This window comes from Maribacter zhoushanensis, from assembly GCF_029350975.1.
GTDB classification, from domain to species: domain Bacteria; phylum Bacteroidota; class Bacteroidia; order Flavobacteriales; family Flavobacteriaceae; genus Maribacter; species Maribacter zhoushanensis.
The window spans coordinates 328,734-353,145 of the sequence record NZ_JARKMR010000001.1 but is presented as its reverse complement, the minus strand read 5'-3'; the positions used below and the strand labels follow the sequence as shown (position 1 = coordinate 353,145).

General features: G+C 34.2%; 25 protein-coding genes. 24 read left to right on the top strand and 1 reads right to left on the bottom strand.

Annotated elements, in window-relative coordinates; genetic code table 11:
• Positions 1–138: 138 nt before the first annotated feature.
• The 21 genes from hemA to PXD56_RS01455 all read left to right on the top strand — a co-directional run bounded on the left by hemA (position 139) and on the right by PXD56_RS01455 (position 19,583).
• On the top strand, positions 139–1,395 hold the full coding sequence (gene hemA, locus PXD56_RS01555) for a glutamyl-tRNA reductase (protein ID WP_276491600.1): 1,257 nt from the start codon (positions 139–141) through the stop codon (positions 1,393–1,395).
• A complete protein-coding gene (hemC, locus tag PXD56_RS01550) occupies positions 1,392–2,972 on the top strand; it encodes a hydroxymethylbilane synthase (RefSeq protein ID WP_276491599.1) in 1,581 nt (526 codons plus the stop codon). Before hemA ends, hemC begins: the two co-directional genes overlap by 4 nt.
• A 51-nt stretch (positions 2,973–3,023) precedes the next feature.
• On the top strand, positions 3,024–3,380 hold the full coding sequence (locus PXD56_RS01545) for a four helix bundle protein (protein ID WP_276491598.1): 357 nt from the start codon (positions 3,024–3,026) through the stop codon (positions 3,378–3,380).
• 36 nt (positions 3,381–3,416) lie between these two features.
• A complete protein-coding gene (gene hemE, locus PXD56_RS01540; RefSeq protein ID WP_276491597.1) occupies positions 3,417–4,448 on the top strand; it encodes a uroporphyrinogen decarboxylase in 1,032 nt (343 codons plus the stop codon).
• A 49-nt stretch (positions 4,449–4,497) separates the two neighbouring features.
• Positions 4,498–5,040, top strand: coding sequence for a GNAT family N-acetyltransferase (locus PXD56_RS01535; RefSeq protein ID WP_276491596.1), 543 nt, complete (start codon positions 4,498–4,500; stop codon positions 5,038–5,040).
• A complete protein-coding gene (gene hemF / locus PXD56_RS01530; RefSeq protein WP_276491595.1) occupies positions 5,030–5,932 on the top strand; it encodes an oxygen-dependent coproporphyrinogen oxidase in 903 nt (300 codons plus the stop codon). The genes PXD56_RS01535 and hemF overlap by 11 nt, the downstream gene beginning before the upstream one ends.
• Entirely contained in the window at positions 5,923–6,867 is a 945-nt protein-coding gene (locus tag PXD56_RS01525; RefSeq protein ID WP_276491594.1) for a DUF4421 family protein, read from the top strand. The genes hemF and PXD56_RS01525 overlap by 10 nt, the downstream gene beginning before the upstream one ends.
• 6 nt (positions 6,868–6,873) lie before the next feature.
• Positions 6,874–7,662 carry a PhzF family phenazine biosynthesis protein gene (locus tag PXD56_RS01520; RefSeq protein WP_276491593.1) on the top strand — a complete coding sequence of 263 codons (789 nt, stop codon included), beginning with the start codon at positions 6,874–6,876 and terminating at the stop codon, positions 7,660–7,662.
• A 186-nt stretch (positions 7,663–7,848) separates the two neighbouring features.
• Positions 7,849–7,998, top strand: a complete 150-nt coding sequence (locus PXD56_RS01515; protein ID WP_276491592.1) for a hypothetical protein — start codon at positions 7,849–7,851, stop codon at positions 7,996–7,998.
• 18 nt (positions 7,999–8,016) lie between these two features.
• Positions 8,017–9,006 carry a porphobilinogen synthase gene (gene hemB, locus PXD56_RS01510; protein ID WP_276491591.1) on the top strand — a complete coding sequence of 330 codons (990 nt, stop codon included), beginning with the start codon at positions 8,017–8,019 and terminating at the stop codon, positions 9,004–9,006.
• 11 nt (positions 9,007–9,017) lie between these two features.
• The gene (locus PXD56_RS01505; protein WP_276491590.1) at positions 9,018–10,361 is read left to right on the top strand and encodes a serine hydrolase domain-containing protein; all 1,344 of its coding nucleotides are present in this window, start codon (positions 9,018–9,020) and stop codon (positions 10,359–10,361) included.
• A 37-nt stretch (positions 10,362–10,398) separates the two neighbouring features.
• On the top strand, positions 10,399–11,523 hold the full coding sequence (locus PXD56_RS01500; RefSeq protein WP_276491589.1) for a CNNM domain-containing protein: 1,125 nt from the start codon (positions 10,399–10,401) through the stop codon (positions 11,521–11,523).
• 15 nt (positions 11,524–11,538) lie between these two features.
• Positions 11,539–12,015 carry a methylated-DNA--[protein]-cysteine S-methyltransferase gene (locus PXD56_RS01495; RefSeq protein ID WP_276491588.1) on the top strand — a complete coding sequence of 159 codons (477 nt, stop codon included), beginning with the start codon at positions 11,539–11,541 and terminating at the stop codon, positions 12,013–12,015.
• 405 nt (positions 12,016–12,420) lie between these two features.
• The gene (locus PXD56_RS01490; RefSeq protein ID WP_276491587.1) at positions 12,421–13,980 is read left to right on the top strand and encodes an ATP-dependent nuclease; all 1,560 of its coding nucleotides are present in this window, start codon (positions 12,421–12,423) and stop codon (positions 13,978–13,980) included.
• Positions 13,965–14,996, top strand: coding sequence for a UvrD-helicase domain-containing protein (locus PXD56_RS01485; protein ID WP_276491586.1), 1,032 nt, complete (start codon positions 13,965–13,967; stop codon positions 14,994–14,996). The genes PXD56_RS01490 and PXD56_RS01485 overlap by 16 nt, the downstream gene beginning before the upstream one ends.
• A gap of 305 nt (positions 14,997–15,301) precedes the next feature.
• Positions 15,302–16,147 (top strand): alpha/beta fold hydrolase, encoded by an 846-nt coding sequence (locus PXD56_RS01480; RefSeq protein ID WP_276491585.1) that lies wholly within the window; start codon positions 15,302–15,304, stop codon positions 16,145–16,147.
• Positions 16,148–16,149: 2 nt separating this feature from the next.
• Positions 16,150–16,617, top strand: coding sequence for an RNA polymerase sigma factor (locus tag PXD56_RS01475; protein WP_276491584.1), 468 nt, complete (start codon positions 16,150–16,152; stop codon positions 16,615–16,617).
• Entirely contained in the window at positions 16,607–17,191 is a 585-nt protein-coding gene (locus tag PXD56_RS01470) for a hypothetical protein (RefSeq protein ID WP_276491583.1), read from the top strand. Before PXD56_RS01475 ends, PXD56_RS01470 begins: the two co-directional genes overlap by 11 nt.
• A 96-nt stretch (positions 17,192–17,287) precedes the next feature.
• Complete coding sequence (locus PXD56_RS01465; protein ID WP_276491582.1) at positions 17,288–17,710, top strand: hypothetical protein; 423 nt, start codon at positions 17,288–17,290, stop codon at positions 17,708–17,710.
• Positions 17,694–18,473: a tetratricopeptide repeat protein gene (locus PXD56_RS01460; protein ID WP_276491581.1), complete on the top strand. Its 780-nt coding sequence runs from the start codon at positions 17,694–17,696 to the stop codon at positions 18,471–18,473. The genes PXD56_RS01465 and PXD56_RS01460 overlap by 17 nt, the downstream gene beginning before the upstream one ends.
• A gap of 429 nt (positions 18,474–18,902) precedes the next feature.
• On the top strand, positions 18,903–19,583 hold the full coding sequence (locus PXD56_RS01455; protein WP_276491580.1) for a hypothetical protein: 681 nt from the start codon (positions 18,903–18,905) through the stop codon (positions 19,581–19,583).
• A 47-nt stretch (positions 19,584–19,630) separates the two neighbouring features.
• On the opposite strand, the gene PXD56_RS01450 is transcribed toward PXD56_RS01455, so the two are convergent.
• The gene (locus PXD56_RS01450) at positions 19,631–20,596 is read right to left on the bottom strand and encodes a transposase (protein WP_276491579.1); all 966 of its coding nucleotides are present in this window, start codon (positions 20,594–20,596) and stop codon (positions 19,631–19,633) included.
• Between the two features lie 425 nt (positions 20,597–21,021).
• Between PXD56_RS01450 and PXD56_RS01445 the strand changes: the two genes are divergently transcribed.
• The 3 genes from PXD56_RS01445 to PXD56_RS01435 all read left to right on the top strand — a co-directional run bounded on the left by PXD56_RS01445 (position 21,022) and on the right by PXD56_RS01435 (position 24,248).
• Positions 21,022–21,510: a hypothetical protein gene (locus tag PXD56_RS01445; protein WP_276491578.1), complete on the top strand. Its 489-nt coding sequence runs from the start codon at positions 21,022–21,024 to the stop codon at positions 21,508–21,510.
• A gap of 245 nt (positions 21,511–21,755) precedes the next feature.
• Positions 21,756–23,219, top strand: coding sequence for a ligand-binding sensor domain-containing protein (locus PXD56_RS01440; protein WP_276491577.1), 1,464 nt, complete (start codon positions 21,756–21,758; stop codon positions 23,217–23,219).
• Between the two features lie 42 nt (positions 23,220–23,261).
• Positions 23,262–24,248, top strand: a complete 987-nt coding sequence (locus PXD56_RS01435; RefSeq protein ID WP_276491576.1) for a hypothetical protein — start codon at positions 23,262–23,264, stop codon at positions 24,246–24,248.
• Positions 24,249–24,412 lie beyond the last annotated feature (164 nt).

Below are 24,412 nucleotides of genomic sequence, written 5' to 3'. Positions count from 1 at the left end.
AATCATCGAAACCACCATAAAATTATGGCTAATAAACTGATAAATGTCATATTTTGATCAAAAATTCGGCAGACGACATTAATTGTACCTCTAGCGTTGTTTTTATTGAATGGATGCTCATATTTTTGTATCCGCTTTATGAAGGACTATCACATATCTAAACATAACTCCTTTTACACCATTGGTCTTAACTACAAAAAGGCTGATGCTGAGGCTCGTGGTAAATTTAGTTTAGACGAAGTGGCTGTAAAGTCACTTTTAGAAGAAGCTAAAAATCAGGGCATAGATGGGTTATTGGCAACATCAACTTGCAACCGTACGGAGTTACATGGTTTTGCGCAACATCCTTTTCAACTTATAAAATTATTATGTGACCACTCTAACGGAACCGTTGAAGCGTTTCAAGAAGTGGCATATGTTTATAAAAATAAAGAAGCTATCAACCACCTTTTTCGCGTAGGAACAGGATTGGATAGCCAAATACTTGGCGATTTTGAAATCATCAGTCAATTAAAGCAAAGTTTTAAACGTTCCAAAGAATTGGGTATTGCCAATCCATTTATAGAACGTCTTTGTAATAGCATTATACAAGCTAGCAAGCGTATTAAGAATGAAACAGAAATTTCATCTGGCGCAACATCCGTAGCATTTGCATCTGTACAATATATAATGCGTAATGTAGAAAATGTATCGGAAAAGAACATTCTCTTATTCGGAACAGGAAAAATTGGTCGTAATACGTGTGAAAATTTAATAAAGCACACCAAAAATCCGCATATCACCTTAATCAATAGAACAAAAGGTAAAGCAGAGCAAATTGCTGGTAAGTTCAATCTTAAGGTAAAGGATTATGGAGATTTACATTCAGAAATAAGAACTTCAGATATCTTGGTAGTTGCCACGGGTGCCCAAAAACCAACGATTACCAAAGAATTGATATACACCAATAAACCTTTATTGATTCTAGATTTATCGGTGCCAAAAAATGTAGACGCCAGCGTTTCAGAAATGGATAACGTTACTGTAATCCATTTAGATCATTTATCTCAAATGACAGATGAAACATTAGAGCGTAGAAAGCAATTTATTCCAGAGGCAGAAGCTATTAATGAAGAGGTGAAGAACGATTTCAACCAATGGTTAGAGACTAGAAAATTTGCCCCGGTAATTAAAGCTTTAAAACAGAAATTGAAGACGATTAAAGATGAAGAGCTGGACTACCAATCTAAAAAAACGGTCGATTTTAATTCGCACCAAGCAGATGTAGTGACCAACCGCATCATTCAAAAAATAACCAAACAATTTGCAAATCATCTAAAGGATGACACGGTAGATTCCAATTCAAGTTTAGAATTTATCCAAAAAGTATTTCAATTAGAATTGGACGAACAATGAGTAAAGTAATACGATTAGGCACACGCGATAGCGAATTAGCGCTATGGCAGGCGAATACCGTAAAAGATCAACTTCAAAAATTAGGTCATACCGTAAAACTGGTTCCTGTAAAATCCACAGGAGACCTTATACTAGATAAGCCTTTATATGAATTAGGAATTACCGGCGTTTTTACCAAAACGTTAGACGTTGCCATGATCAATGGTGATATTGATATTGCGGTACATTCCATGAAAGATGTACCAACTGCCTTGCCACAAGGAATTGTAAAAGCTGCTGTTTTAAAGCGTGGCAATTACATGGACATTATGGCGTTCAAGGACAATGAAGAATTTTTAGGTTCTAGAGATGCCGTTATTGCAACCGGTAGTTTACGTAGACAGGCGCAATGGCTTAACAGATACCCCACACATACTATTGTTGATTTAAGGGGAAATGTGAATAGCCGTTTAGAAAAATTGTACAACAACGAATGGAACGGCGCTATTTTCGCTGCAGCTGGTCTGGAACGTATTGGTTTAGAACCAGAAAATACTATAGGACTAACTTGGATGTTACCTGCACCTGCACAAGGGGCCATCATGGTAGTTGCCATGGAAGAAGATGAAGAAATTCGTGAAGCTTGTGCAGCATTGAACCATAAAGAAACGGATACCTGCGTTACCTTAGAAAGAGAGTTCCTAAGAGAATTAGAAGGTGGTTGCAGTGCACCGATCGGTGCATTATCATATATCAACAAAGAAAATATTGTTACGCTCAAAGGGGTGTTGTTAAATGTTGACGGAAGTAAAAAGCTGGAAGCTGAATTAACTGCACCACTAGGCAAACACCAAAATTTAGGTATTGACTGTGCCAAAAGTATTTTAGCTAGAGGAGGAAAAAGATTAATGACGGAATTGGCAAATGCCGGTTTAGAGGTAAATGTATTTTCTACCAAGAAACTGACTCCACAGCAACAGTTATTATTAAACATATCTGTAAATGCAGATTCAGACGATTTTATAAAAATTAATCCGAATCGTATTTCGCCGATCGTATTGAAAAAGACACATAAAAATGTTGTCTTTACCAGTAGAAATGCGGTTGAAGCAGTTTTAGCCAGTAGAAGCGCAGCAGAATTAGATTTTGAAAATATTTACTGTGTAGGTAGAAAAACTCGAAGACTATTAAAAAATGCATTCGGTAAAATCACGCATTATGAAAACAATGCAAAAGATTTAGCCAACCATTTAGTTGAGTTTATTGATGGTACGGAGGTTACCTATTTTCATGGTAATCTAAGTTTAGAAGAGCTACCCAACATTTTAGAAGAAAACAATATTGAAGTCAACGCTATAGAAGCATATAGAACTAAACTTTCTGGTAAAGCAATACCGGCAAGCGCAAAAGGCATTATGTTCTTCAGCCCGTCTAACGTTGAAAGTTACCTTAAAGAAAATTCAACTGATAGGATTGCCTACTGTATTGGTGAAACTACGGCAAAAGCAGCTAGAGAACATTTCAAAGAAGTTAAAGTTGCCAAAATACCTACTGTAGAAAGTGTTATTGAATTGGTGAATGCGGATTATCAAGATTAATAAATCGCCTTTAGCTGTTGGCTGCTAGCCTTTGGCTATTTTTAATAAATTATGAGGGACTTTAAAAAGCTTGAAATATGGAAAAATGGAATCACCATCGTCAAGCATGTTTATAGTTTAATTCAAAAGTTGCCAAACGAAGAAAAATTCGGACTTAAAAGTCAACTTTCAAGAGCTGCTGTTTCAGTTCCTTCAAATATCGCAGAAGGATGCAGCAGAAATAGTGAAGTTGAATTTAAACGATTTTTAGAGATTGCACTAGGTTCTCTTTTTGAAGTAGAAACTCAATTGATAATATCAGAAGAATTGAAATTTTTAGATAGTGAAGAATTGAAGTCAATTTTCAACTTGATCTCAATAGAATCTAAAATGATCAATAGTCTAATTAGTAAAATAAAAAATAGCTAAAAGCCAAGAGCTAGCAGCTAAAAGCTATCACAAAATATGAGCTTAAAAAACGACTTATTTCTAAAAGCATTAAAAGGTGAAACTGTAGAAAGACCACCAGTATGGATGATGCGCCAGGCAGGTAGATATTTACCTGAATTTATGGCCATCAAAGAAAAGTATGACTTCTTTACCAGATGTCAGACTCCTGAGTTGGCATCTGAAATTACGGTACAACCCATCCGTAGATACGGTATGGATGCCGCTATACTATTCAGTGATATTTTGGTGATTCCACAAGCAATGAACATTCATGTGGAAATGAAACCAAATTTTGGTCCTTATTTACCGAATCCTATTCGTAATCAAAAAGATTTGGATAGCGTAATTGTACCAGATGTTCACGAAACCTTAGGTTATGTGATGGAAGCCATAAAAGCCACTAAAGAAAAACTGAACGACGAAGTTCCGTTAATAGGTTTTGCCGGTTCACCATGGACAATTCTATGTTACTGTGTGCAAGGTCAAGGCAGTAAAACATTTGATAAAGCTAAAGAACTATGCTTTACGCAGCCTGTAGTTGCGCATGAACTGCTTCAAAAAATTACCGATACTACTATTGCATATCTAAAAGCAAAAGTTGCTGCAGGTGTAAATGCAGTACAAGTATTCGATTCTTGGGGTGGCATGTTGTCCCCAACAGATTATCAAGAGTTCTCTTGGAAATATATACAGCAAATAATAGATGCTTTAAAAGACGAAGCTCCGGTTATCGTATTTGGAAAAGGATGCTGGTTCGCTTTAAGCGATATGGCAAAATCAGGTGCTTCCGCATTGGGTGTGGACTGGACTTGCTCCGCTAGAAACGCACGTTATTTAAGTGGCGGCAAAATTACCTTACAAGGTAACTTTGACCCATCACGTTTATTATCCCCGCCTTCTGAAATTAAGAAGATGGTACACCAAATGATCAATGAATTTGGTAAGGATAGTTACGTGGTCAACTTAGGTCACGGTATTTTACCAAATGTACCTGTAGAAAATGCCAAAGCTTTTATTGACGCCGTTAAAGAATATAAGCAAGACTAGTTGCAGTTTAATGAATTAGACAAATTACAGCCGATATTATCATTGTACTATGAATTCATTTCAACTTCAAGATTTCGAAATAAATCCGATTTCAGAAAGAGATGGATGGCGTTTATGCGATTTTATTTGTGCAAATGCAGATTATATAAAAAGGTACTTTCCTAAGACAGTCGCTGCAAATTTGAATCCGACATTGTCCAACATTTTTGTTCTTGAAAAAGTATCGGATTTTCTATCGGGCAAAGAGTATTTGTTCACACTTAAAGAATCTGAAAATAGAAACATTGTAGGCTTGGTTTATTTGAAAGAATTGAGACGAGCTACAAAAGAAGCTGAAGTTGCATATTGCACGGCATATACCCATAAAAATAAAGGTTTAGCTACCAAAGCCGTTAAAACCATATCAGAATGGGGACTGAACGAACAACAGCTAAAACGACTTAGAATACTTGTACACAAAACAAATCTCGGCAGTATTAAGGTAGCAGAAAATTGTGGCTATATTTGGAAAGAGACACTATTAAAAGAACACACTCCGCCTAACGAAGACCCGTTAGATATGGAACTTTATATCTTAGAGAATGAAAGATAAATTTTACGCTTACATAGAAAAACTTCAAGATACAATTACTTCTAAGTTAGAGGAAGTAGACGGTACTGCTACTTTTCAAGAAGACATTTGGGTACGTCCAGAAGGTGGCGGCGGTAGAACAAGAGTAATTGAAAATGGTAGTGTTTTTGAAAAAGGTGGCGTAAATATATCTGGTGTACATGGTGAGCTTCCGGATAGTATGAAAGCTTATTTTGGAGTAGAAGATGCTAATTTTTTCGCCTGCGGACTAAGTTTAGTATTACATCCAAAGAACCCAATGGTGCCAACGGTTCACGCCAACTGGCGCTATTTTGAAATGTACGGGAAAGATGGTGAAATTGTAGACCAGTGGTTTGGCGGCGGGCAAGATTTGACTCCCTATTACCTATTTGACGAAGATGCCGTTCATTTTCATCAAGTATGTAAAGATGCTTGCGACAAACACAATCCTAACTTTTACGATACCTATAAAAAACGTTGCGACGAATATTTCTGGAACACGCATAGAAACGAAGCACGTGGTCTTGGCGGTCTATTTTTCGACTATTGCAAAGCAACACCAGAAATGGATATGCAAGCCTGGTACAACTTCGTTACTGAAGTGGGCAACAGTTTCTTAGACTGTTATGTACCAATCGTTACAAAAAGAAAAGACCTTGAATACAGTAAAGAGCAACGAGATTGGCAAGAAATTAGAAGAGGTAGATACGTAGAATTTAACCTAGTTCATGACAAGGGAACTTTATTCGGGTTAAAGACCAATGGTAGAATAGAGAGTATTTTAATGAGCCTACCACCACATGTACAATGGCGCTATGACCATCAACCGGAAAATGGTAGTGAAGAAGAACGTTTGTTACAAGTTCTAAAAGAACCAAAAGCATGGGTTTAAGAACACTACTAACATTGAGTTTACTTTGCTCAATTTGTATATGTTCTGCTCAAAATTCACGTTACAAAGAAGCTTTTCCTGATAAGGTAACCGTTAGGCTATCATTACAGACCACATCTAATAGTTTTACCGTTAGGGACAAGATAACACGCAACAAGACGGAATTTATACCCAACGATAAAAGTTATTTAGGCGTATCTGTTCTATTTCGGTTTCTGGAAGTTGATTTTGGCTATGCTCCCAATTTTTTATCGGAAAATAAAGACAACGGAGATTCTAAATTAATTACTTTCAACATACGAACATTTTTTGGTCAGTATATGCAGACCTTAGACATCTACAAACAGAAGGGGTTCTTCATTAGAACATCAGAGCTAACCTTACCCGTAGATGATTTAAGAACCTTTAAAATTGGCGGAACATCTAGTTACATATTTAATGAAGACTTTTCGTTTCGTGCCATCGGATTTCAGAACGAGTGGCAAAAACAGAGTGTTGGCAGTTTTATACCCAGCATATCCTATTACTACACCAAATTTAGGTTAGAAGATCCTATTATAGACAATCAATTGGAGAAATCATTTAAACTAGCCATTGGTCCTGGGTATTATTACAATTGGATTTTTGACGAAAACTATCTTGTCTCCGCGGGTGCAACAGGCGGATTAGGATTTAATCTATCAAAAACAGAAGGAAAAACTTCGTTTAACGGACTCGCACAACTGATTTTTAGAATGACCGGTGGTTATAATTCAGAAAACTTTTTTGGTGGAGTCAACATAAACACACAATTATTAAGTCATACCTCCGATGAAAATTTCATTTTAGACGACTCTATAAGTTTTTTAGAATTTTACGTGGGCTACAGATTTGATGCACCTAAAAAATGGCTTCAGAAAGCTGATGAATTAAGTCGTAAATTAGGAATAGAGTAATTGATTATGAAACAGAAAATTTATCAAATAGACGCGTTTACAGAAAAGCTATTTAGCGGAAATCCTGCAGCGGTTTGTATTCTAGAAAATTGGCTAGAAACTGAAGTAATGCAAAAAATAGCCGCTGAAAATAATTTAGCGGAAACTGCTTTTGCAGTTAAAAACAAAGACCATTATGAGCTTAGGTGGTTTACACCAGAAATAGAAGTTGATCTTTGTGGGCATGCTACCCTCGCTACTGCCTTTACACTCTACAATTACTACGATTACAATGAAAATACCTTACGGTTTATTTCTCCAAGAAGTGGAGAGTTATTAGTCCAAAAAAGTGAATCGGGATTATTAACCATGGACTTCCCAACGGATGATTTAATACCTGTTTCTGAGCAAACAAACATTACAAAAGCAATAGGCAAACAACCGTCAGAAACATTCAAAGGAAAGACCGACTATATGCTTATTTATGAATTTCAAGAGGAAATAGAAGCCATTACTCCTAATTTTCATTTATTGAATGAATTGGATTGTAGAGGCGTCATTGTTACGGCAAAAGGCAATGAAGTAGATTTTGTCTCACGCTTTTTTGCACCGCAATGCGGTATTCCAGAAGACCCGGTTACCGGATCTGCACACACCACCTTAACACCATATTGGTCAGAGAAATTGAATAAGAAAGTACTAATTGCAAAACAACTATCTGAACGTGGTGGTGATCTACAATGCGAATATCTTGGAGACCGCGTAAAAATATCGGGTAAAGGAGTTTGTTATTTGGTTGGTGAAATAGAAATTTAAATTTTTCTCTAAATTTTAATCCGCTTCAATTTAACCAAAAGCCCCTAAAATTAAATTGTTACACTAATAGCTATTATTCAAATTCACCTATTTTTGTATAACTTCAAGATACAAATGCTTTGATGAAGTAAAGTCTAGACTTTGCAGACAAAAAGCAATAAAGCGTTTGAATCTAAATATTCCGGTATGGCAAAAAAAGGCAAGGCTAAAAACACATTGAACAAAGCAAAGCATGCCAAGCTCATGGAGCGGAAGAAAAACAAGTTGAAAAAGGAAGCTGCGCTTAGAAAAGAACGTTTAAAAAGTATTATCAAAAAGAGTCAAGAATCTCAATAAGTAATAAAATATAGCATTATGTACCCACTTATACGCCCAAGAAGATTAAGAACCTCAGAAGCCCTACGTAGTTTAGTTCGAGAAACCATTATATCTCCAAATGATTTTTTGGTTCCGCTTTTTGTAGTGGAAGGCAAGGGCATTAAAGAAGAAATACCTTCTATGCCCAACTATTACCGTCTTAGTCTGGATAATTTAACCAAAGAGGTAAAAGAACTCTGGCAAATGGGGCTACGTTCTGTTTTATTGTTCGTGAAAATACCGGACAATTTAAAGGATAACCAAGGTTCTGAGGCATTGAACGAAAACGGATTAATGCAATTGGCCATTAAAACGGTTAAAAATGCTTGTCCAGATATGTTGGTGATGACAGATGTTGCCCTTGATCCCTACTCTTCTTACGGTCATGACGGTATTGTTGCAGACGGATTAATTCTAAATGACGAGAGTGTAGATGTTTTAACTGAAATGAGTGTTTCTCATGCCAAGGCAGGTGCAGATTTTGTTGCTCCAAGTGATATGATGGATGGTCGTATTCTTAGCATTCGTGAAGCTTTGGAAGATGAAGGTTACTTAAATACGGGTATTATGGCGTACAGCGCAAAATATGCCAGTGCCTTCTACGGTCCGTTTAGAGATGCGCTAGATTCTGCTCCTGTAGATATCAAAAATGTACCTAAGGATAAAAAAACGTACCAGATGGATTATGCCAACCGTTTTGAAGCCATTCGTGAAACACAGATGGATATTGATGAAGGTGCCGATATTGTGATGGTAAAACCAGGGTTGTGCTACCTAGATATTGTTCGTGAAATAAAGAACGAAGTAGATGTACCGGTTGCCGTATATCAAGTTTCTGGTGAATATGCCATGGTGAAAGCAGCCGCTGAAAAAGGATGGCTAGATCATGATGCCGTAATGATGGAACAACTGACCGCAATTAAAAGAGCAGGTGCTAACATCATAGCCAGCTACTTTGCAAAAGATGCGGTAAAACTATTAGGTTAAACCCTATTTACATGCGCAACTATCTTTTTATACTTTTTGGTTTATTTTGTGCTGCGCTAGTGGCGCAAGTTCAAAAAGCGCAACCACTTTTGCTTCCGGCAGGTTCTAGTTTACAAGCATCTTCATTGGCGGCTTATGAGTTAGATTCTGCTTTTGTTTATCAAAAAGTGGATAGTATTGTAACAACTGGTATAAAAAATAACGCTTTCCCAGGGGCGCAGGTGTTAATTGCAAAAGAAGGGAATATCATTTTTCATGAAGCATACGGATTTCACACCTACGATAGCATTCAGCCTGTTGCCCTAAATGATATTTATGATTTGGCATCGGTCACCAAAATTTTAGGTCCGCTACCTGCAATTATGAAATTAGTAGATGAAGGCAAGCTCAATTTAGATGTTCCATTCAGTACCTATTGGAAACCTTGGAAAAGTCAAAAAGATAAAGTAAACATTACGCTTCGTGAGATATTGGCACATCAAGCTGGTCTAGAACCTTACATTGTATTCTTAAGTAAAACCTTAAAAAAAAACGGTCGGTTTAAAAAGAGGTTTGTTCGTAATAAATCTAACCGCCGATTTACTAACGAAGCCTATGAAGGTATCTATGTAAAAAATAGATTCAACCATAAAATGTACCGCATCATAAATCGTTCTAAGGTATCCGCAGAGAAAAAATACAAATATTCCGGACTCACATTTCTTATTTTTCCGGAACTGATTACTCAAATAACCGGTGTACCATATGAAAATTATATGAAACAAGAATTTTACAAACCACTTGGTATGAAAACCTTTGGTTTTCTGCCAAGCACCAAAAATTTTAACAACAAAATAGTACCTACAGAAACAGATACTATTTACAGACATACGCTAACCCAAGGTTGGGTACATGATGAAAATGCATCTTTATTAGGTGGCATTTCTGGCAACGCAGGTTTGTTTGGTACTGCAGATGATTTAGCGATCATCATGCAAATGTTTGTGCAAAACGGCCATTATGCCGGCAAGAAATACATCTCTGAAAATACCATTAAAGAATTTACCAAAGTACAATATACCGATAATGATAATAGAAGAGGTTTGGGTTTTGACAAACCTTACTTAAAAAATAACACCTTTAAAATTGCCAATGCATACCCTGCACCAGAAGTAGGTGCATCAAGTTTTGGGCATAGTGGTTTTACAGGCACATTTGTTTGGGCAGATCCAGAGCATCAATTGGTGTATATTTTCTTATCGAACAGGGTATATCCTACGAGAGAAAATCGCAATATTTACAAGCTGAATATCCACTCATCCATCCAACAAATATTTTATCAGACATTTGATAACGCAAAACAGCACCAACCTTAGCATTTTTATTAATATCTTCGATTTATAAAACAACCCCATGGGACTACTACTTTTTTACGCATTCATTTCTATTTTCTTCTCCTTTCTGTGTTCTATACTAGAAGCAGTATTGTTGAGTATTACTCCTACTTTCATCAATGTTAAAATGAAAGAAGGTCATGCCTACGCAAAAACCTTAGAGGCACTTAAAAAAGATGTGGATCAACCGTTAATTGCTATTTTGACCATAAATACCATTGCCCACACCGTTGGTGCAATATTGGTGGGTGTACAGGCAAAGGCAGCATACGCAGAGCTTTATGGTAGCGAAACCAGCACTATTTTTGGCATATCGTTTACAGAAGATTTAATGGTGGGTGTGGTTTCTACCATAATGACCATACTTATTTTGGTAGCGTCAGAAATTATACCAAAAACCATTGGTGCTACGTACTGGAAACAATTGGCAAATTTCTCTACAAAAGCTTTGAACATTATGGTCATTGCTTTAAAATATACCGGTTTGCTTTGGTTATTGCGTTTGTTTACCAAAATGGTAGGCGGTGGCAACCACCACGGCAGTGTGTTAAGTAGAGAAGATTTTCATGCCATGACAGATATGGCACATGAAGAGGGTGTTTTTGAAAAATCTGAATCTACCATCATTAAAAACTTATTGAAGTTTGATGAAGTTTTGGTGAAAGATATTATGACGCCAAGAGCGGTAATGAAAGTAGCGTCTGACGAAAAAACGATTGCAGATTTCTTTACCGATAACCCTAAATTACGTTTTTCTAGAATACCTGTGTATACTGATAATATGGATAATATTACCGGTTTTGTTTTAAAGGATAATGTGCTAGAAGAAATGATCAACCAGAACGGAGATATACAGTTAAAAGATATTAAACGCGAAATTCTAGTAACGCGTAGAAGTACGCCGATCCCAACCTTATTTGAAATATTCATTGAAAAACGTGAGGCCATTGCCCTTGTAGTTGATGAATATGGTTCTGTTAGTGGTATTGTAACTATGGAAGATGTTATTGAGACCCTTCTAGGGCTTGAAATAATGGATGAGAGCGACAATGTAGCAGATTTGCAGAGTCTTGCCCGTAAAAACTGGGAAAAACGTGCTCAGGCAACGGGAGTGATTGAAAAGCCTACTTCACCTGACGAATAAACAGCTATTACAACCATGGCCGATGTTGCTTACATAAACACACCCTTAGGCGTTGCCAAAATTATTGGCGATGCTCACGGACTCTCGGCTGTTACCGTTTTAAATTCTGATGAGCCACTTACCGATGTAATTCCTGAATCTTTAGAAGATGCCGTGTATCAACTGAACGAATATTTTGAAGGCTTACGAACCGAGTTCAATTTAAAACTGAACCCACACGGAACCGAGTTTCAAAAGAAGGTTTGGGTTGAATTACAAAACATACCCTACGGAAAATCTAGATCCTATTTAGAGCTTGCAAAGTTATTGGGCGATCCCAATGCCACCAGAGCAGCCGCTTCTGCAAATGCCCGAAATCCGTTATGGATCGTAGTGCCTTGCCATAGAGTTATTGGCACTGATGGTTCACTTACCGGTTACGCTGGTGGGCTACATAGAAAACAGTGGTTATTGAACCACGAAAGCCCTACAAAACAACAAAGTTTATTCTAAAACTCCCTATTTCTTTCACCAAAAAACAAACTACTTGGTTTGTTTAGTAATCAAAACTCATTATTCCATTACCTCAATTTGCATTTCATCGATACAATTGCAATGGCAATCGTTGATTTTATGCACACACCACACATTTTACCAATAAAAAACCGACTACTTGGTTGGTTTGCTATTTTTAATGTAATTCTCTTCTGAGTTTAAATAGTACCACATTAATTCTATAGATTTTATACTGATTATGGTTTCCCGTAATGGAATGTGAAGTGATAATTGTAGGTTTATTCTTTAATAGTATATTAGTGAACAGAAAAACAATTGCACATATTCCTCTATATTGGAGAATATGTGCAATTGTGTACATACACAATAGTTGTACCCAATGCGAAAAACGAAAACTACGAAATGAAAATTATAGAAAAAATCAAAATAAAGAATTTCGGACGTTTTAAAGAATTCACTCTTGGATTTGACAAATCTCTAAACCTTCTAATTGGAGACAATGAAGCTGGAAAAAGTACAATTCTTTCTGCAATTGATATCGTACTAAGCGGAAGTCGTAGTAAAGTAGAAAATTTTGGAATTGACCACCTTTTCAACACTGATGTAATTGAGGACTTTCTAGCATCGGAAAAAAAATATGAAAACTTACCAATATTATACGTTGAACTCTACCTAAATGACCAAGGTAATAAGGATTTGGATGGCAAGTATAACTCTGAAAATATTCCATCTCACGGAATTTTGTTAATGTGTGAACCAAGAGAAGATTTAAGTAAGGAAATCAAAGAAATTTTAGAACAGGATGACGATAATTTCCCATTTGAATACTACTCAATAAACTTCAAAACATTTTCTGGAGAAAGTTATACTGGCTATCGAAGATTTATGCAACATTTATTGCTTGACAACACGCAAATTAATAATGAATACGCAACAAAATCATATATTAAAACCCTATATCACAATAGTATAAAAGATGCTGAAAAGAACAAGCATCAAAATGAATATAGAAAACACAAAGAAAATTTTCGTACAACTGTACTAAATGAATTGAATGAGCGTATAACTGATTATTCATTCTCTGTCAGAACAAACTCTAAAGCAAACCTTGAATCTGATTTAACAATCAAAGAAGGTAACATCGAAATAGAAAACAAAGGCAAAGGAAGACAATGCTTTATAAAAACCGATTTTGCATTGCAAAAAAATGAAAATGAACTTGATGTAATCCTTCTCGAAGAACCAGAAAATCATTTAAGTCATATAAATATGAAAAAGTTAATCCAGAGGATTAACGAATCAGAAAACAAACAGCTGTTTGTTGCTACTCATAGCAATCTAATAAGTACTCGTTTAGATTTACGAAAAGCAGTAATGCTTAATAGTAATAGTTCGCAACCAATTCCATTAATTGCAATTCCAGAGGATACTGCTAAGTTCTTTATGAAAGCACCAGATAATAATATTTTAGAATATATTTTATCTAAAAATGTAATTCTAGTTGAAGGAGATGCAGAATTTATTTTATTAGAAGCACTTTATAAAAAAGTTACAAATGAAAAACTTGAAGATTCAGAAATCCATATAATTTCTGTTGGAGGAACTAGTTTCAAAAGATATTTAGATGTAGCTAAGCTTCTGAATATCAAAACAGCTGTAATTCGTGATAATGATGGCGACTTTCAGTTAAACTGTGTTGATAGATATTCAGATTATATAGAAGATAACATAGAAGTGTTTTATGATACTGATAACGATATTTCAACCTTTGAAATTTCCTTTTTTAAGAACAACGAAGTTATTTGCAACGAATTATTTTTAGCTGGTCGAAAAACACTAACAGTTCAAGAATATATGCTAAAAAACAAAGCTGATGTTGCCTTTGAGTTATTGGATAAAAAAGCTGATATTTTAGTCGTTCCAGATTATATAAAAAGAGCAATTGAATGGATAAAAGCTTAATATTAGCAGTTGCAGGTTCTGGGAAAACGACTTTAATCGTTGGTAAATTAAATCTTGAAGAAAGGTTTTTATTGATTACTTACACAATTAATAATACACGAAACTTAAAAGAAGCAATAGTTACAAAGTTTGGTTATTTACCCGAAAACATTAATCTGTTTTCTTATTATAATTTTCTTTATTCATTTTGCTTCAGACCCTTTTTAGGCTATAAATTAAAACCCAAAGGAATTTTTTGGGACTTTACACCTGTTTTCACCAATAGACTACCTTTAAGTAATATATCTAGATATATGACCAAAGGAAAGTTATTATACCATAACAGAATAGCAAAACTACTTGAACAAGCAAATGTATTAGACGATATAAATGAACGTCTATCAAAATATTATGACCACATATTAATCGATGAAATTCAAGACTTTGCTGGTCACGATTTTAATTTATTAAAAAACATATGTCAATCTGAAACAGAAATTATACTTGTAGGAGATTTTTATCAGCATACTTTTGATACAAGTAGAGATGGCAACACCAACGCTAATTTACATAGCGATTATGACAAGTATCAAAAAATATTTGAAAAGGCAAAAATTATTCCTGATACTGAATATTTAAATAAAAGCTACAGATGCACTAAGAGTGTTTGTCAGTTCATTACAGAACAAATTGGAATAGATATTCAATCACATAAAGAAATCGATAGTAATGTTATTTATGTAGAAGACAAAAAGGAAATCGAAGCTTTATTTAATGACAATAATATCATTAAATTATTTTATCGAGAAAATTATAAATACGATTGTTATTCAAGAAATTGGGGAGATTGTAAAGGAGAGAATCATTATAATGACGTTTGTGTTGTTTTAAACAAAAAAACTTTAACTCACTATAAGAAAGGGAAATTATCGGAATTAAAACCTGTATCTAAAAACAAATTATATGTTGCTTGTTCGAGAGCTAACAATAATTTATATCTGATTGCTGAGGAAAAAATTAAGCATTTTAAAAACTAAAGCACTGGGTACAACAATGTATAAAAAACATAGGGCGTTTGTGCTAAACCGAAAGGTCTGTGTATTTTAACAAAGTCCGCTAAATATAAAATTTGGCGTTTATAAAGGAAAAGATAAAAGCAAAATATTTATATTTAGCTAAGTAATAAACCGAAACGAAAGTGCTTATCACCTGCCCTACGTTTCTTATACTTAACGTTATATGCAACCCTATTAAAAATCCTCCCAGAAAGAAAAATTAAAGTACTTTGTAACATTTTGTAGTTCCTCGTATCTAAAAGGCGAACCATAAAGAAAACTACAAAATGAAAAACTCACTTTTTTCAAGCATCTTTATTCTAATCATAACTCAAACATTTGGACAAACGATTTCCGACTATCCATTTGAAGTGAAGAAAAGCGGGAATGGAAATCGGACGATTGTGCTAATCCCAGGATTTGCGTCTTCAGGAGAAGTATGGGCTGAAACAAAAGAAGTCTATGAAAAAGAATATACTTGTTATACTCTTACAATGGCAGGATTTGCAGAGGCTAAACCAAGCCCAAATCCGAGCTTTGAAAACTGGAAAGTTGGAATTGCAAAATTCATCAAGGAAAAGAACATTGAAAAGCCAATTTTGATTGGACACAGTATGGGCGGTGGTTTGGCGATGGCTATAGCTGCCGATTATCCGAAACTTATTGAGAAAATCGTTGTTGTAGATGCCCTTCCCTGTTTGGCAGCATTAACCAATCCAAACTTTAAACATCAGGAAAACATAGATTGTTCAGGCATGGTCAATCAGATTACAGCGTTGCCAAAAGAACAATTTCATCAAATGCAAAAAATGATGATGCCGCAACTTATTGAAAATAAAGAAATGATAGAAACAGTTGTAAATTGGAGCATACAATCAGATAGGCAAACTTTTGCAGAAATGTATTGTGATTTTTCAAACACAGATTTACGAGAAAAAACTAAAGGGATTGAATGTCCTTCTTTAATTCTACTAGAATCTAACTTTACAAGCATTAAACCTGCGATTAAAGAACAATTTAAAAATCTCAAATCGGCTGATTTGCAATATGCAAACCAAGGACTTCATTTTATAATGTACGATGACAAAGAGTGGTATTTTAACCAATTAGAACATTTTCTAACCAATAATTAAACGTGTTCGAAGATATATACAAAAATTATTGGCAAAGAATATTTCGTTTATGTATGGGCTTTGTAAATGACAAAGACTTAGCAAAGGATTTAGCGCAAGAAACATTTATAGTTGTATTCAAAAAACTTCCAGAATTCAGAAACGAGTCGAAAACAGGTACTTGGATTTTTAGAATTGCATCTAATATTTGTTTACGCCAAATCGAACGCCAAAAGCGTTATCCTAAAGACGAACTACCAAAAAACCTTTCAGAAGAAAATACATCCGATATTGAACCACAAATCAAGTTTTTGTACAAATGCATATCCGAATTAGCCGAAACTGACAGAATAATTATATCACTCGAACTTGAAAACATCAAACAAGAAGACATCGCTAATATAGTCGGACTTTCAAACACTAATGTTCGCGTTAGAATTCACAGAATAAAAGAAAAGATAAGAACAAAATTCAGAGAATATGAACAATGACAAAAACCTAAACGAATTGTGGTCTGGACAAACCACAAAACCACCTCAAATAGAAGAATTGTTTTCAAATTTTGCGCAAATCAAGAAAAAAAATCTAGCAACACTAATTGCTGCTAATTTTTTGATGGTAGCTACAATTGCATTTATCATTTTTATCTGCTTTTATTTTAAACCTAAGTTGATTACTACAAAAATCGGAATAGGATTAACGATTTTAGGAATAATTGTTTATCTATTCTTTTACAATCAACTTATTCCATATTTGAGAAAAATCAATGAAACTAAGAGTAATAACGAGTTTTTAAAAGCGGTTATAAAACTGAAAGAAAAACAGAAATTTTTACAAACGAAAATGTTGCAGATATACTTCATTACACTAACCTTTGGTCTATGTTTGTATCTTTATGAGTATGTGTTACTAATACCATTTCCGTGGTCTATTTTTGCCTATTTAGTTACTTTGTTATGGCTTGGCTTTAATTGGTTCTATCTTAGACCAAGAGTAGTTCGAAAGCAGCGTGACAAACTGGACGGAATTATTAAAAAGTATGAAAACATTAAAAATCAGAACTAAAGACATTACGGAAAAGGGCAGCATATAACAAAGAACTGAAGTAAAAACAAACAAATTCTTCTTTAGCCCGATACAATACTTTACCTTTCTAACCAAATGAAAAACCTCCTACTCCTACTAACATTTATACCCTTTCTAGCCTTTTCGCAAGAAAATAACGACTGCGAAGAACGTACAATGCCTTACTGGGCAAATAATATCAATAGCAGAATTAAAGGCGAAAACCCAACGCTCCGAAAAGCGTTCAAAGAAATTCAACTAACCGAAACCAACATACAACCAAGTAACGGTTTTATAACCTTGAGACTGTACATTAATAAAACAGGAGAGTTTTGCGAAATGGAAACATTTCAGATAGATGAAAATTACCAGCCTACAGTATTCAACAATGGCGAATTAATAACAGCATTGGAAACTATTGCACTAAGTTTAACCAATTGGCAAAGAGACGAAGATTATAAGACCTACAACCTCATTAGATTAAAAATTAAAAACGGAAAAATTGAAGAAATTTTTTAAATACCTATTCATTTTTTTAGGGTCCATAATTCTATTTCTAGTGATTGGATCAACCATTTGGTGGCATTTAAAATCAGATACGGAGAAATCGGACTTTCTGGTAGATACACGTCACTACGAGAAAGCATTGGAATACGACCCAACAAACAGCGATGCTTGGATGGAGCGTTCCGTCTCCTATAACAAAGCCGGAGATTTCAACAAAGGTTTTGAATACTTGGACAAAGCTGTTGCACTAGACCCCGTAAAACATTTAGGGTACCGCGGGTGGATCAGATTGCGTAAAATGCGTGATTACGACAAAGCCCTACTCGACTTTGACAGACTTGACAATCTCACCCCAAACGTCACTGACGCACCCTGGGGCGAGGATATTGACTTTTTACGTGGAGAATGTTATTTCGGCAAAAAAGACTACCCAAAAGCTATTGAAATGTTTAACCGTAACATTAAGACGCAAAAAGAAGATTGGGTAGATATACACACGTTCGTCTACCTAGGACTTTGCGAATATGAATTGGGGAATTACGAAAAAACAATTACAGAATTTCAACGTGCATTACAGCAATCGGAAAACGTACCAGAGGCATACTTTGGCATGGCAAAAGCATATCAAAAACTTGGGAATTTGGAGAAAGCCAAAGCGCATATTCTAAAAGCAGAAAGTAATATAGCCTCTAAACGAGACGATTATTACAACGAATATTTGAACGAAATCTACCTCTCAGAAATAGTGGATTTTAAACGTGCATTAGAGAACTAATAAGCCCCAGAAAAGGCATTAAGGAAGAAAAAGGGTTCTGAAACAGCTCGTTTAAGCTTCCAAAAAACAAACCACTTGGTTTGTTCAACACCCAAAACACCCATTTATCTTCTAACTTCTTGCATTTTGTCGATACAATTATAATTGCTGTCGCAATTTTCAATGATTTACCGCGCATTTCAGTAGTAAAAAACAGACTGGTTGGTTGGTTTGGTGTTTTTAGCTTTTCTTTTGCATATAATTTTTATGATTGTGGTTTTCCCTACGGAAGGTGATAGTTAATTGTAGGTTTATTCTTTAGTGGTATATTAGTGATTCGATCGATTACATATACTCATTGATATTTGGGGATATATGTAATTGTACACATAGAAATACGTTAGCACACATATGAAAAAAACGTTAACATCAATATTCACACTCTCGATTTTGACCTTGTTTTTCTGCAATTGTAAAAAAGAAAAAGTCATAAGTGATGCCGATTTTGAACAAACTGTTTTCTATGAAATATTCCCTGCTATTTTAGATTCGATTTACTACGATAAACGACTTCCTCCGCCCCCTCCACCATCATCTGAGTTTTTCGCCAAAGAAGAATACAAAAACAACATAGATAAAGCTGTAGAAGATTACATGAAAAGTGACAAGTTCAAGAATCAAATGGAAAAACGGAAAAGAAAAAAAGATTCTTTGAAAAGCGATAAGTCACCAATATTTATAGTTGTTTCCGACTCTGCTAGTGCATATGAAAAAGATGATGCAACTAAATTATCTGACCATTTTAAAATTCAAGATTCCATAAATGTGAAGCTAGGACTAAACTATAGAATTGACTTAAACATGCTAATATCTAACGATGAAAAGATAAAATTTAAATATCGTTCGGAATTTCCAAAAGGAAGGGAGTTTTGGAAAACAGAATATGATTATTTTATTGCAGCGAACATTGGATTTAGTCGAATATTATTTGATGAATCAAAAGCCTATGGAGTGCTAAATGGAGGATATACAACGGGAATTCTAAACGGAAATGGATTCAGAATTTTTATTAAAAAAAATGAAAACGGTAATTGGGCAATAGATAAAATTATAGGAACCTGGATGTCGTGAAAAAATACGTGTGGTAACAAAGAACTGAGCTGAAAAACAAATAAAATCTAGCTCAATCTACCCACATAATTCCTATCATAATCCAAACCTGATTTGGCTATTCCATAAGCTTGTTTAATCAATTTATTACAGACTGCTATCAAAGCTAATTTTTTACTCTTCCCTTTTAAAACTATCCTGTCATATAACGCCTTGCATTGAGGGTTATGGACACAAGCCGTAAAACTGCAAAGGAAAAGATGGTTCCTCACTAAAGGGTCTCCCATTTTACTTATTCGGGACTTTCCCCTTACACTACTGCCCGAACTTCGCTCGTTCGGTGCAAGACCGAAATAGGAGGACAACTGCCGTGAACTTTCAAAATCCCGAAAACCGTTCGTACAGACAATTAAAAGCATAGCGGTCTTTCTACCAATACCCGGTATAGTGTTCAGCCTGGTATAAAGCTCTTGTTCGTTAGCACGTATCAACTTTTCAATCTCCGATTCCAATAACTTTATTTCTTTGTCCAAACTCTTCAATTGACGTACGATCGAACGCATTAGCATACCCTTTCCACGTTTACTTGTGGACATTGCGTGAAGTGTGTTCTTTAAGGCCGTACGTTGCTTAAAATAAAGGCGGACAACTCCTTGAAGGGTTTTACTCTCTACAATGTAACCAGGTTCCGGTGACCATAGGTCCAAAGCTTGTTCCTCGCCATAGCGACATATCATCTTGGCATCGCTCTTATCCGTTTTTACCTGATTTAGTTTCATCTGTATAAAACGCTTGATGACCAATGGATTTATCACGGAAACACGTAAAGCGCTATCGAACAAATAAATGGCAAGTTGTTGATGATAACATCCCGTAGCTTCCATTACACACCAATGATCCGTTGTTATACTTTTTTTAAATAACTTGAAACCTTTCTCGTCATTACTATATTGGAAATGACCACTATTAGAATCATAAACATCGAAAACATCTTTAGAGATATCTATCCCCACAAAAATTGTACTTTTATTCATATTATTAAATTTTTAAAGAACAAACACTAATGCTATACATCATCCTAGAAACAGGTTCTAATGACCTAATGAACTGATCGTATTTGAATAGTAAAAGAGCAGGGATTTTCTTTGTTGACGGAATCTGAAGTTCCTAAACCTAAAATAACCTTACTCTGCTCTTTTGTTCTTTTGTTAAACCGTAAAAGATAACAGAATACTAACTTAGGAAACCTAAACGCAATGCAGACTTTAGGGCAAAACCGAAAGGTCTGTGTATATTTATGAAGTCGCTTAATCTTATGGATTTAGCTTTGGACAAGAAAAAATAAAAAGCAAAACAATAAGTTTTAGCTACGTCGGCAGACGGAAACAAAAAGTTTCCTTGCCTCCGAACTACGCTTAGCCCAACCGTTGTAAAACATTAAAAAACTGAGAATATAATAATGATAAAAGCTTTAAATCTAAAGGAAAGTGTTTTGATTAACTTGAATTATGATAAGACTGAATTCTTAACAAGATTTAAAGAGATTATTGATGATGATAAAGGAATTTTAAAAGACGAATTGTATCAATCGGACAAAAAATATATCGGAAAAATTGACTCTGAAAATTTCACATTGAGAAAAAAGAGGAGATTTATGAACCCAAAAATGATTTCTTCAAATGCTAATGGAAAAATTATAGAATTTAAAGACAAAATAAGTTTGGAGATAGAAGTAAATGGAACTGATGAAATTGCAAATTTAGCTCTTATAGTAGGTCCGATTTTCTTTCTTTGTTTTATAATATTAATAATAGTTAAAGAAGTATATCCTTTACTTATAATAATAATTCCGATTTCAATTTTGTTTTTGATTTTACCGAGAATTAAAATTAAAAAAGATTTGTCAAAATTTAAATCTGAATTAGTGAACGAATTGAACAAACTCTGATAAAAAGAAAGTTTTACAACACGGTGTATAAAACATAGCTAATAAGTGCTAAACTTTATGGCTTGTGTATATCTAGAAAGTCCGCCAAATTTTTAATTTGGCTTTTTAAAAGAGAAAAATTAAAAACAAAATATAAAAATTCGGCTCTGTGTTAATCCGAAAAGTTAGTGTCCTTTTGCACGCTACGTTTAATACACAAGTCCGTTGACAGCATTATCCCAACAAACCAAAAAACAGAATTACTAATGAAAATACTCTTTCCAATCTTCTTTATCCTCACTACTTTTTATTTAAACGCACAAAATCTATTCCCTGTAAAACTTGAAAAATGCAGAACTGAAAGATTTTGCCTTGACTGTGGAGATACAAAAGCTGGTTATGAAGAACAAGAATTTTCAAAACTTCAGGGAAAATTGAGCGATGAACTTAATTTAAATGGTATTAAAGGAGCTGTTATGTTTCAAGTACTTGTAAATTCAAAAGGACATGCTTGTGTTTTGAGTCATACAGACCAATCAAAAAATTTCATAACAAAGAAATTAGTTAAAGAGCTGAATCGATTCAAAAGTTGGACACCTGCAATAACAAACGGTAAAATAGAAGAAAAATCTTCTATCAATATCGTTTTTAAAGTAGATAATAATAAAATCACAGGACAAATTGAAAGAGTGGATAAAGAAGCTTTCAAGAAATCATTTGACAAGCCAAATAGCCCAGAAATCTATAATAAAAATTACGTTTACAAAAACGAAAACTTAAGCAATTATAAAATAACTGTTTGGAATTCAAAAAACTCAAATTTACCTAATAATTGGAATGACCATATTTCCATTGATAAAAATGGCTTAATATGGCTTACTGTGAGCCAAGGTTTGGTAACTTTTGATGGAAGCAATTTTAAAAATGCCGAACAAAATATAACCGATAAAGGAAAATACTTCGCCTATCAAGAATTAGCAACGGATAACAATAATGTAAAATGGATTTATGCTAAAAACAACATATACAGTTTTGATAATGATAGATGGGTAAAATATGACTCAACACAAATTGGAATTAATTCTGCCTATAGTATTATTAATAACTCAAAAACGGGCGAGTTATTTTTCTGTTCAAAAAATGGAATAACTATTCTTAAAGATGGTAACTGGTCAAAAATTGATAAGAGCTTATACAAAGACTTACCTGGAGATAGAGTTTCCTTTGCTAAAAGAGATTCTAAAAATAGAATTTGGATTGGAACTTATGATGGAACAGCAATGATAGATGAAAATAATCAAGTAACAAATTTCGAGAAATCATCCACAGTTCTAAAAGGAAAATGCATTACTTCGATGGACGAAGACGAAAACGGAAATCTATATTTTACACTTTACGAATTTGACAGAAAAAACAAGAAGCAAGTTAACAATGACGAGGGAATAGCAATACGAGATGTAAATGGTAACTACAAACAATTTACAACTGAAAATTCAGGTATCCCTTTTAATCATACGACTTCTGTACTATATGACAAAATAGAAAAGGTTCTTTGGATTTCAACAGACAGAGCTGGATTAGTTAGGTTCGACTTAAAAGGTAATTGGGAAAATTATCATACTGAAAACTCTGATATACCAACTTCTTACATGTCAACTATGACATTTGATGATGAAGGGAATTTATTTTTAGCGACAAGGCAAGGATTAGTGAAAATTGAACGAAAATAAAATACTGCTGGCAACAATGGCTATAGGTACAATTGAATCAAAATGAAGAAAAGAATATTACACCTTGTTTTTTTATTTCTAGTCATTCAAATTTCATGTGAAACTGATAATGGTGATAATGTTGAAAACAATCTTCAACCATTCTCAACAGATACTTGCGAAAGTTTATTCCCGACACCTGATAGTTTAAGATATGAGCCCATTTATGGAAAACCTATCATAACTCAACCAATTAATTCTATTTTCTACTCTAATGAAATTGTAGAAATTGGATGGAATCTACCAGACAACTTATGGAATACTGAATTACAAATTATACAAACCAATAACTCATTCGATTGCAACGAATATGGAAAGTTCCATGAATTAAATAATAATTTTTCGGCTGGATATGGAAATCAGTACGTTCATTATTATTCTACTACAGAGTTTTTAGAACCTATACAGGATAGTATTTTTGTTAGTTATAGAGCTAGAACAACTGATATTGAATCCCCTCAAGGATATAGTAAATGGACAGATGTAAAAAGCTTTAGTATCGTTCCGTTATCAAATTTGAATAAAGTGACAATTACAGTTCCTTACACATCAAATTTTATAACAGAAGAAAGCAACAATGAGTATTATTCTGGAATAATTTCATTTCCTAACGCTAGATTAACTGAAATAGCTAATGATTTTAATTTAGATTATAACAAAATTCGCCTAGTCAGACTAATTAACATTGAAGGCAACTTTATTACTCAATTTGGGAATGGTGAAAATCCATTTTCTAAATTAATCCTTGGTTTTAATGAAGATATCAATACGAATGAAAACGTGTATCCCTTCGAAGTTTTTGGTGAAATTTTTCCTGGTTCTTTTGAAGAAAGCCCTGTTACAGGAAACTTGTATAATAATTTAACAAAGAATCTAGTTCCTGAAATGAATAATTATGATTTAAAAATGGCTTATGTCCTTGAGGATATAGTTGGTTCTCCTCATGAAATATTTATAAATTTAACTTTTGAAATATTTAACGAAAATTAAAAACTTTGCCTAACACAATTTATGGCAAATAGGGCAATTTGTGTTTAAACTAAAAGTTGTTGTTCATTTGCAAAGTCACCAAATCTTTTGATTTGGTATTAAGTAAGAAAAATTAAAACAAAATGTAAAATTTTGGCTTGTGGATATACCAAAAGTAACCGCTT

Excerpts from the sequence above, each read along its gene's own strand:
- PXD56_RS01465 (WP_276491582.1), top strand. The coding sequence starts at position 17,288 with ATGAAAAACCTCCTACTCCTACTAACATTTATACCCTTTCTAGCCTTT.
- PXD56_RS01495 (WP_276491588.1), top strand. The coding sequence starts at position 11,539 with ATGGCCGATGTTGCTTACATAAACACACCCTTAGGCGTTGCCAAAATT.
- PXD56_RS01445 (WP_276491578.1), top strand. The coding sequence starts at position 21,022 with ATGATAAAAGCTTTAAATCTAAAGGAAAGTGTTTTGATTAACTTGAAT.
- PXD56_RS01525 (WP_276491594.1), top strand. The coding sequence starts at position 5,923 with ATGGGTTTAAGAACACTACTAACATTGAGTTTACTTTGCTCAATTTGT.
- PXD56_RS01520 (WP_276491593.1), top strand. The coding sequence starts at position 6,874 with ATGAAACAGAAAATTTATCAAATAGACGCGTTTACAGAAAAGCTATTT.
- PXD56_RS01535 (WP_276491596.1), top strand. The coding sequence starts at position 4,498 with ATGAATTCATTTCAACTTCAAGATTTCGAAATAAATCCGATTTCAGAA.
- PXD56_RS01440 (WP_276491577.1), top strand. The coding sequence starts at position 21,756 with ATGAAAATACTCTTTCCAATCTTCTTTATCCTCACTACTTTTTATTTA.
- PXD56_RS01490 (WP_276491587.1), top strand. The coding sequence starts at position 12,421 with ATGAAAATTATAGAAAAAATCAAAATAAAGAATTTCGGACGTTTTAAA.
- hemB (WP_276491591.1), top strand. The coding sequence starts at position 8,017 with ATGTACCCACTTATACGCCCAAGAAGATTAAGAACCTCAGAAGCCCTA.
- PXD56_RS01480 (WP_276491585.1), top strand. The coding sequence starts at position 15,302 with ATGAAAAACTCACTTTTTTCAAGCATCTTTATTCTAATCATAACTCAA.
- PXD56_RS01545 (WP_276491598.1), top strand. The coding sequence starts at position 3,024 with ATGAGGGACTTTAAAAAGCTTGAAATATGGAAAAATGGAATCACCATC.
- hemA (WP_276491600.1), top strand. The coding sequence starts at position 139 with ATGAAGGACTATCACATATCTAAACATAACTCCTTTTACACCATTGGT.
- PXD56_RS01500 (WP_276491589.1), top strand. The coding sequence starts at position 10,399 with ATGGGACTACTACTTTTTTACGCATTCATTTCTATTTTCTTCTCCTTT.
- PXD56_RS01470 (WP_276491583.1), top strand. The coding sequence starts at position 16,607 with ATGAACAATGACAAAAACCTAAACGAATTGTGGTCTGGACAAACCACA.
- PXD56_RS01450 (WP_276491579.1), bottom strand. The coding sequence starts at position 20,596 with ATGAATAAAAGTACAATTTTTGTGGGGATAGATATCTCTAAAGATGTT.
- hemF (WP_276491595.1), top strand. The coding sequence starts at position 5,030 with ATGAAAGATAAATTTTACGCTTACATAGAAAAACTTCAAGATACAATT.
- hemC (WP_276491599.1), top strand. The coding sequence starts at position 1,392 with ATGAGTAAAGTAATACGATTAGGCACACGCGATAGCGAATTAGCGCTA.
- PXD56_RS01505 (WP_276491590.1), top strand. The coding sequence starts at position 9,018 with ATGCGCAACTATCTTTTTATACTTTTTGGTTTATTTTGTGCTGCGCTA.
- PXD56_RS01515 (WP_276491592.1), top strand. The coding sequence starts at position 7,849 with ATGGCAAAAAAAGGCAAGGCTAAAAACACATTGAACAAAGCAAAGCAT.
- PXD56_RS01485 (WP_276491586.1), top strand. The coding sequence starts at position 13,965 with ATGGATAAAAGCTTAATATTAGCAGTTGCAGGTTCTGGGAAAACGACT.
- PXD56_RS01435 (WP_276491576.1), top strand. The coding sequence starts at position 23,262 with ATGAAGAAAAGAATATTACACCTTGTTTTTTTATTTCTAGTCATTCAA.
- hemE (WP_276491597.1), top strand. The coding sequence starts at position 3,417 with ATGAGCTTAAAAAACGACTTATTTCTAAAAGCATTAAAAGGTGAAACT.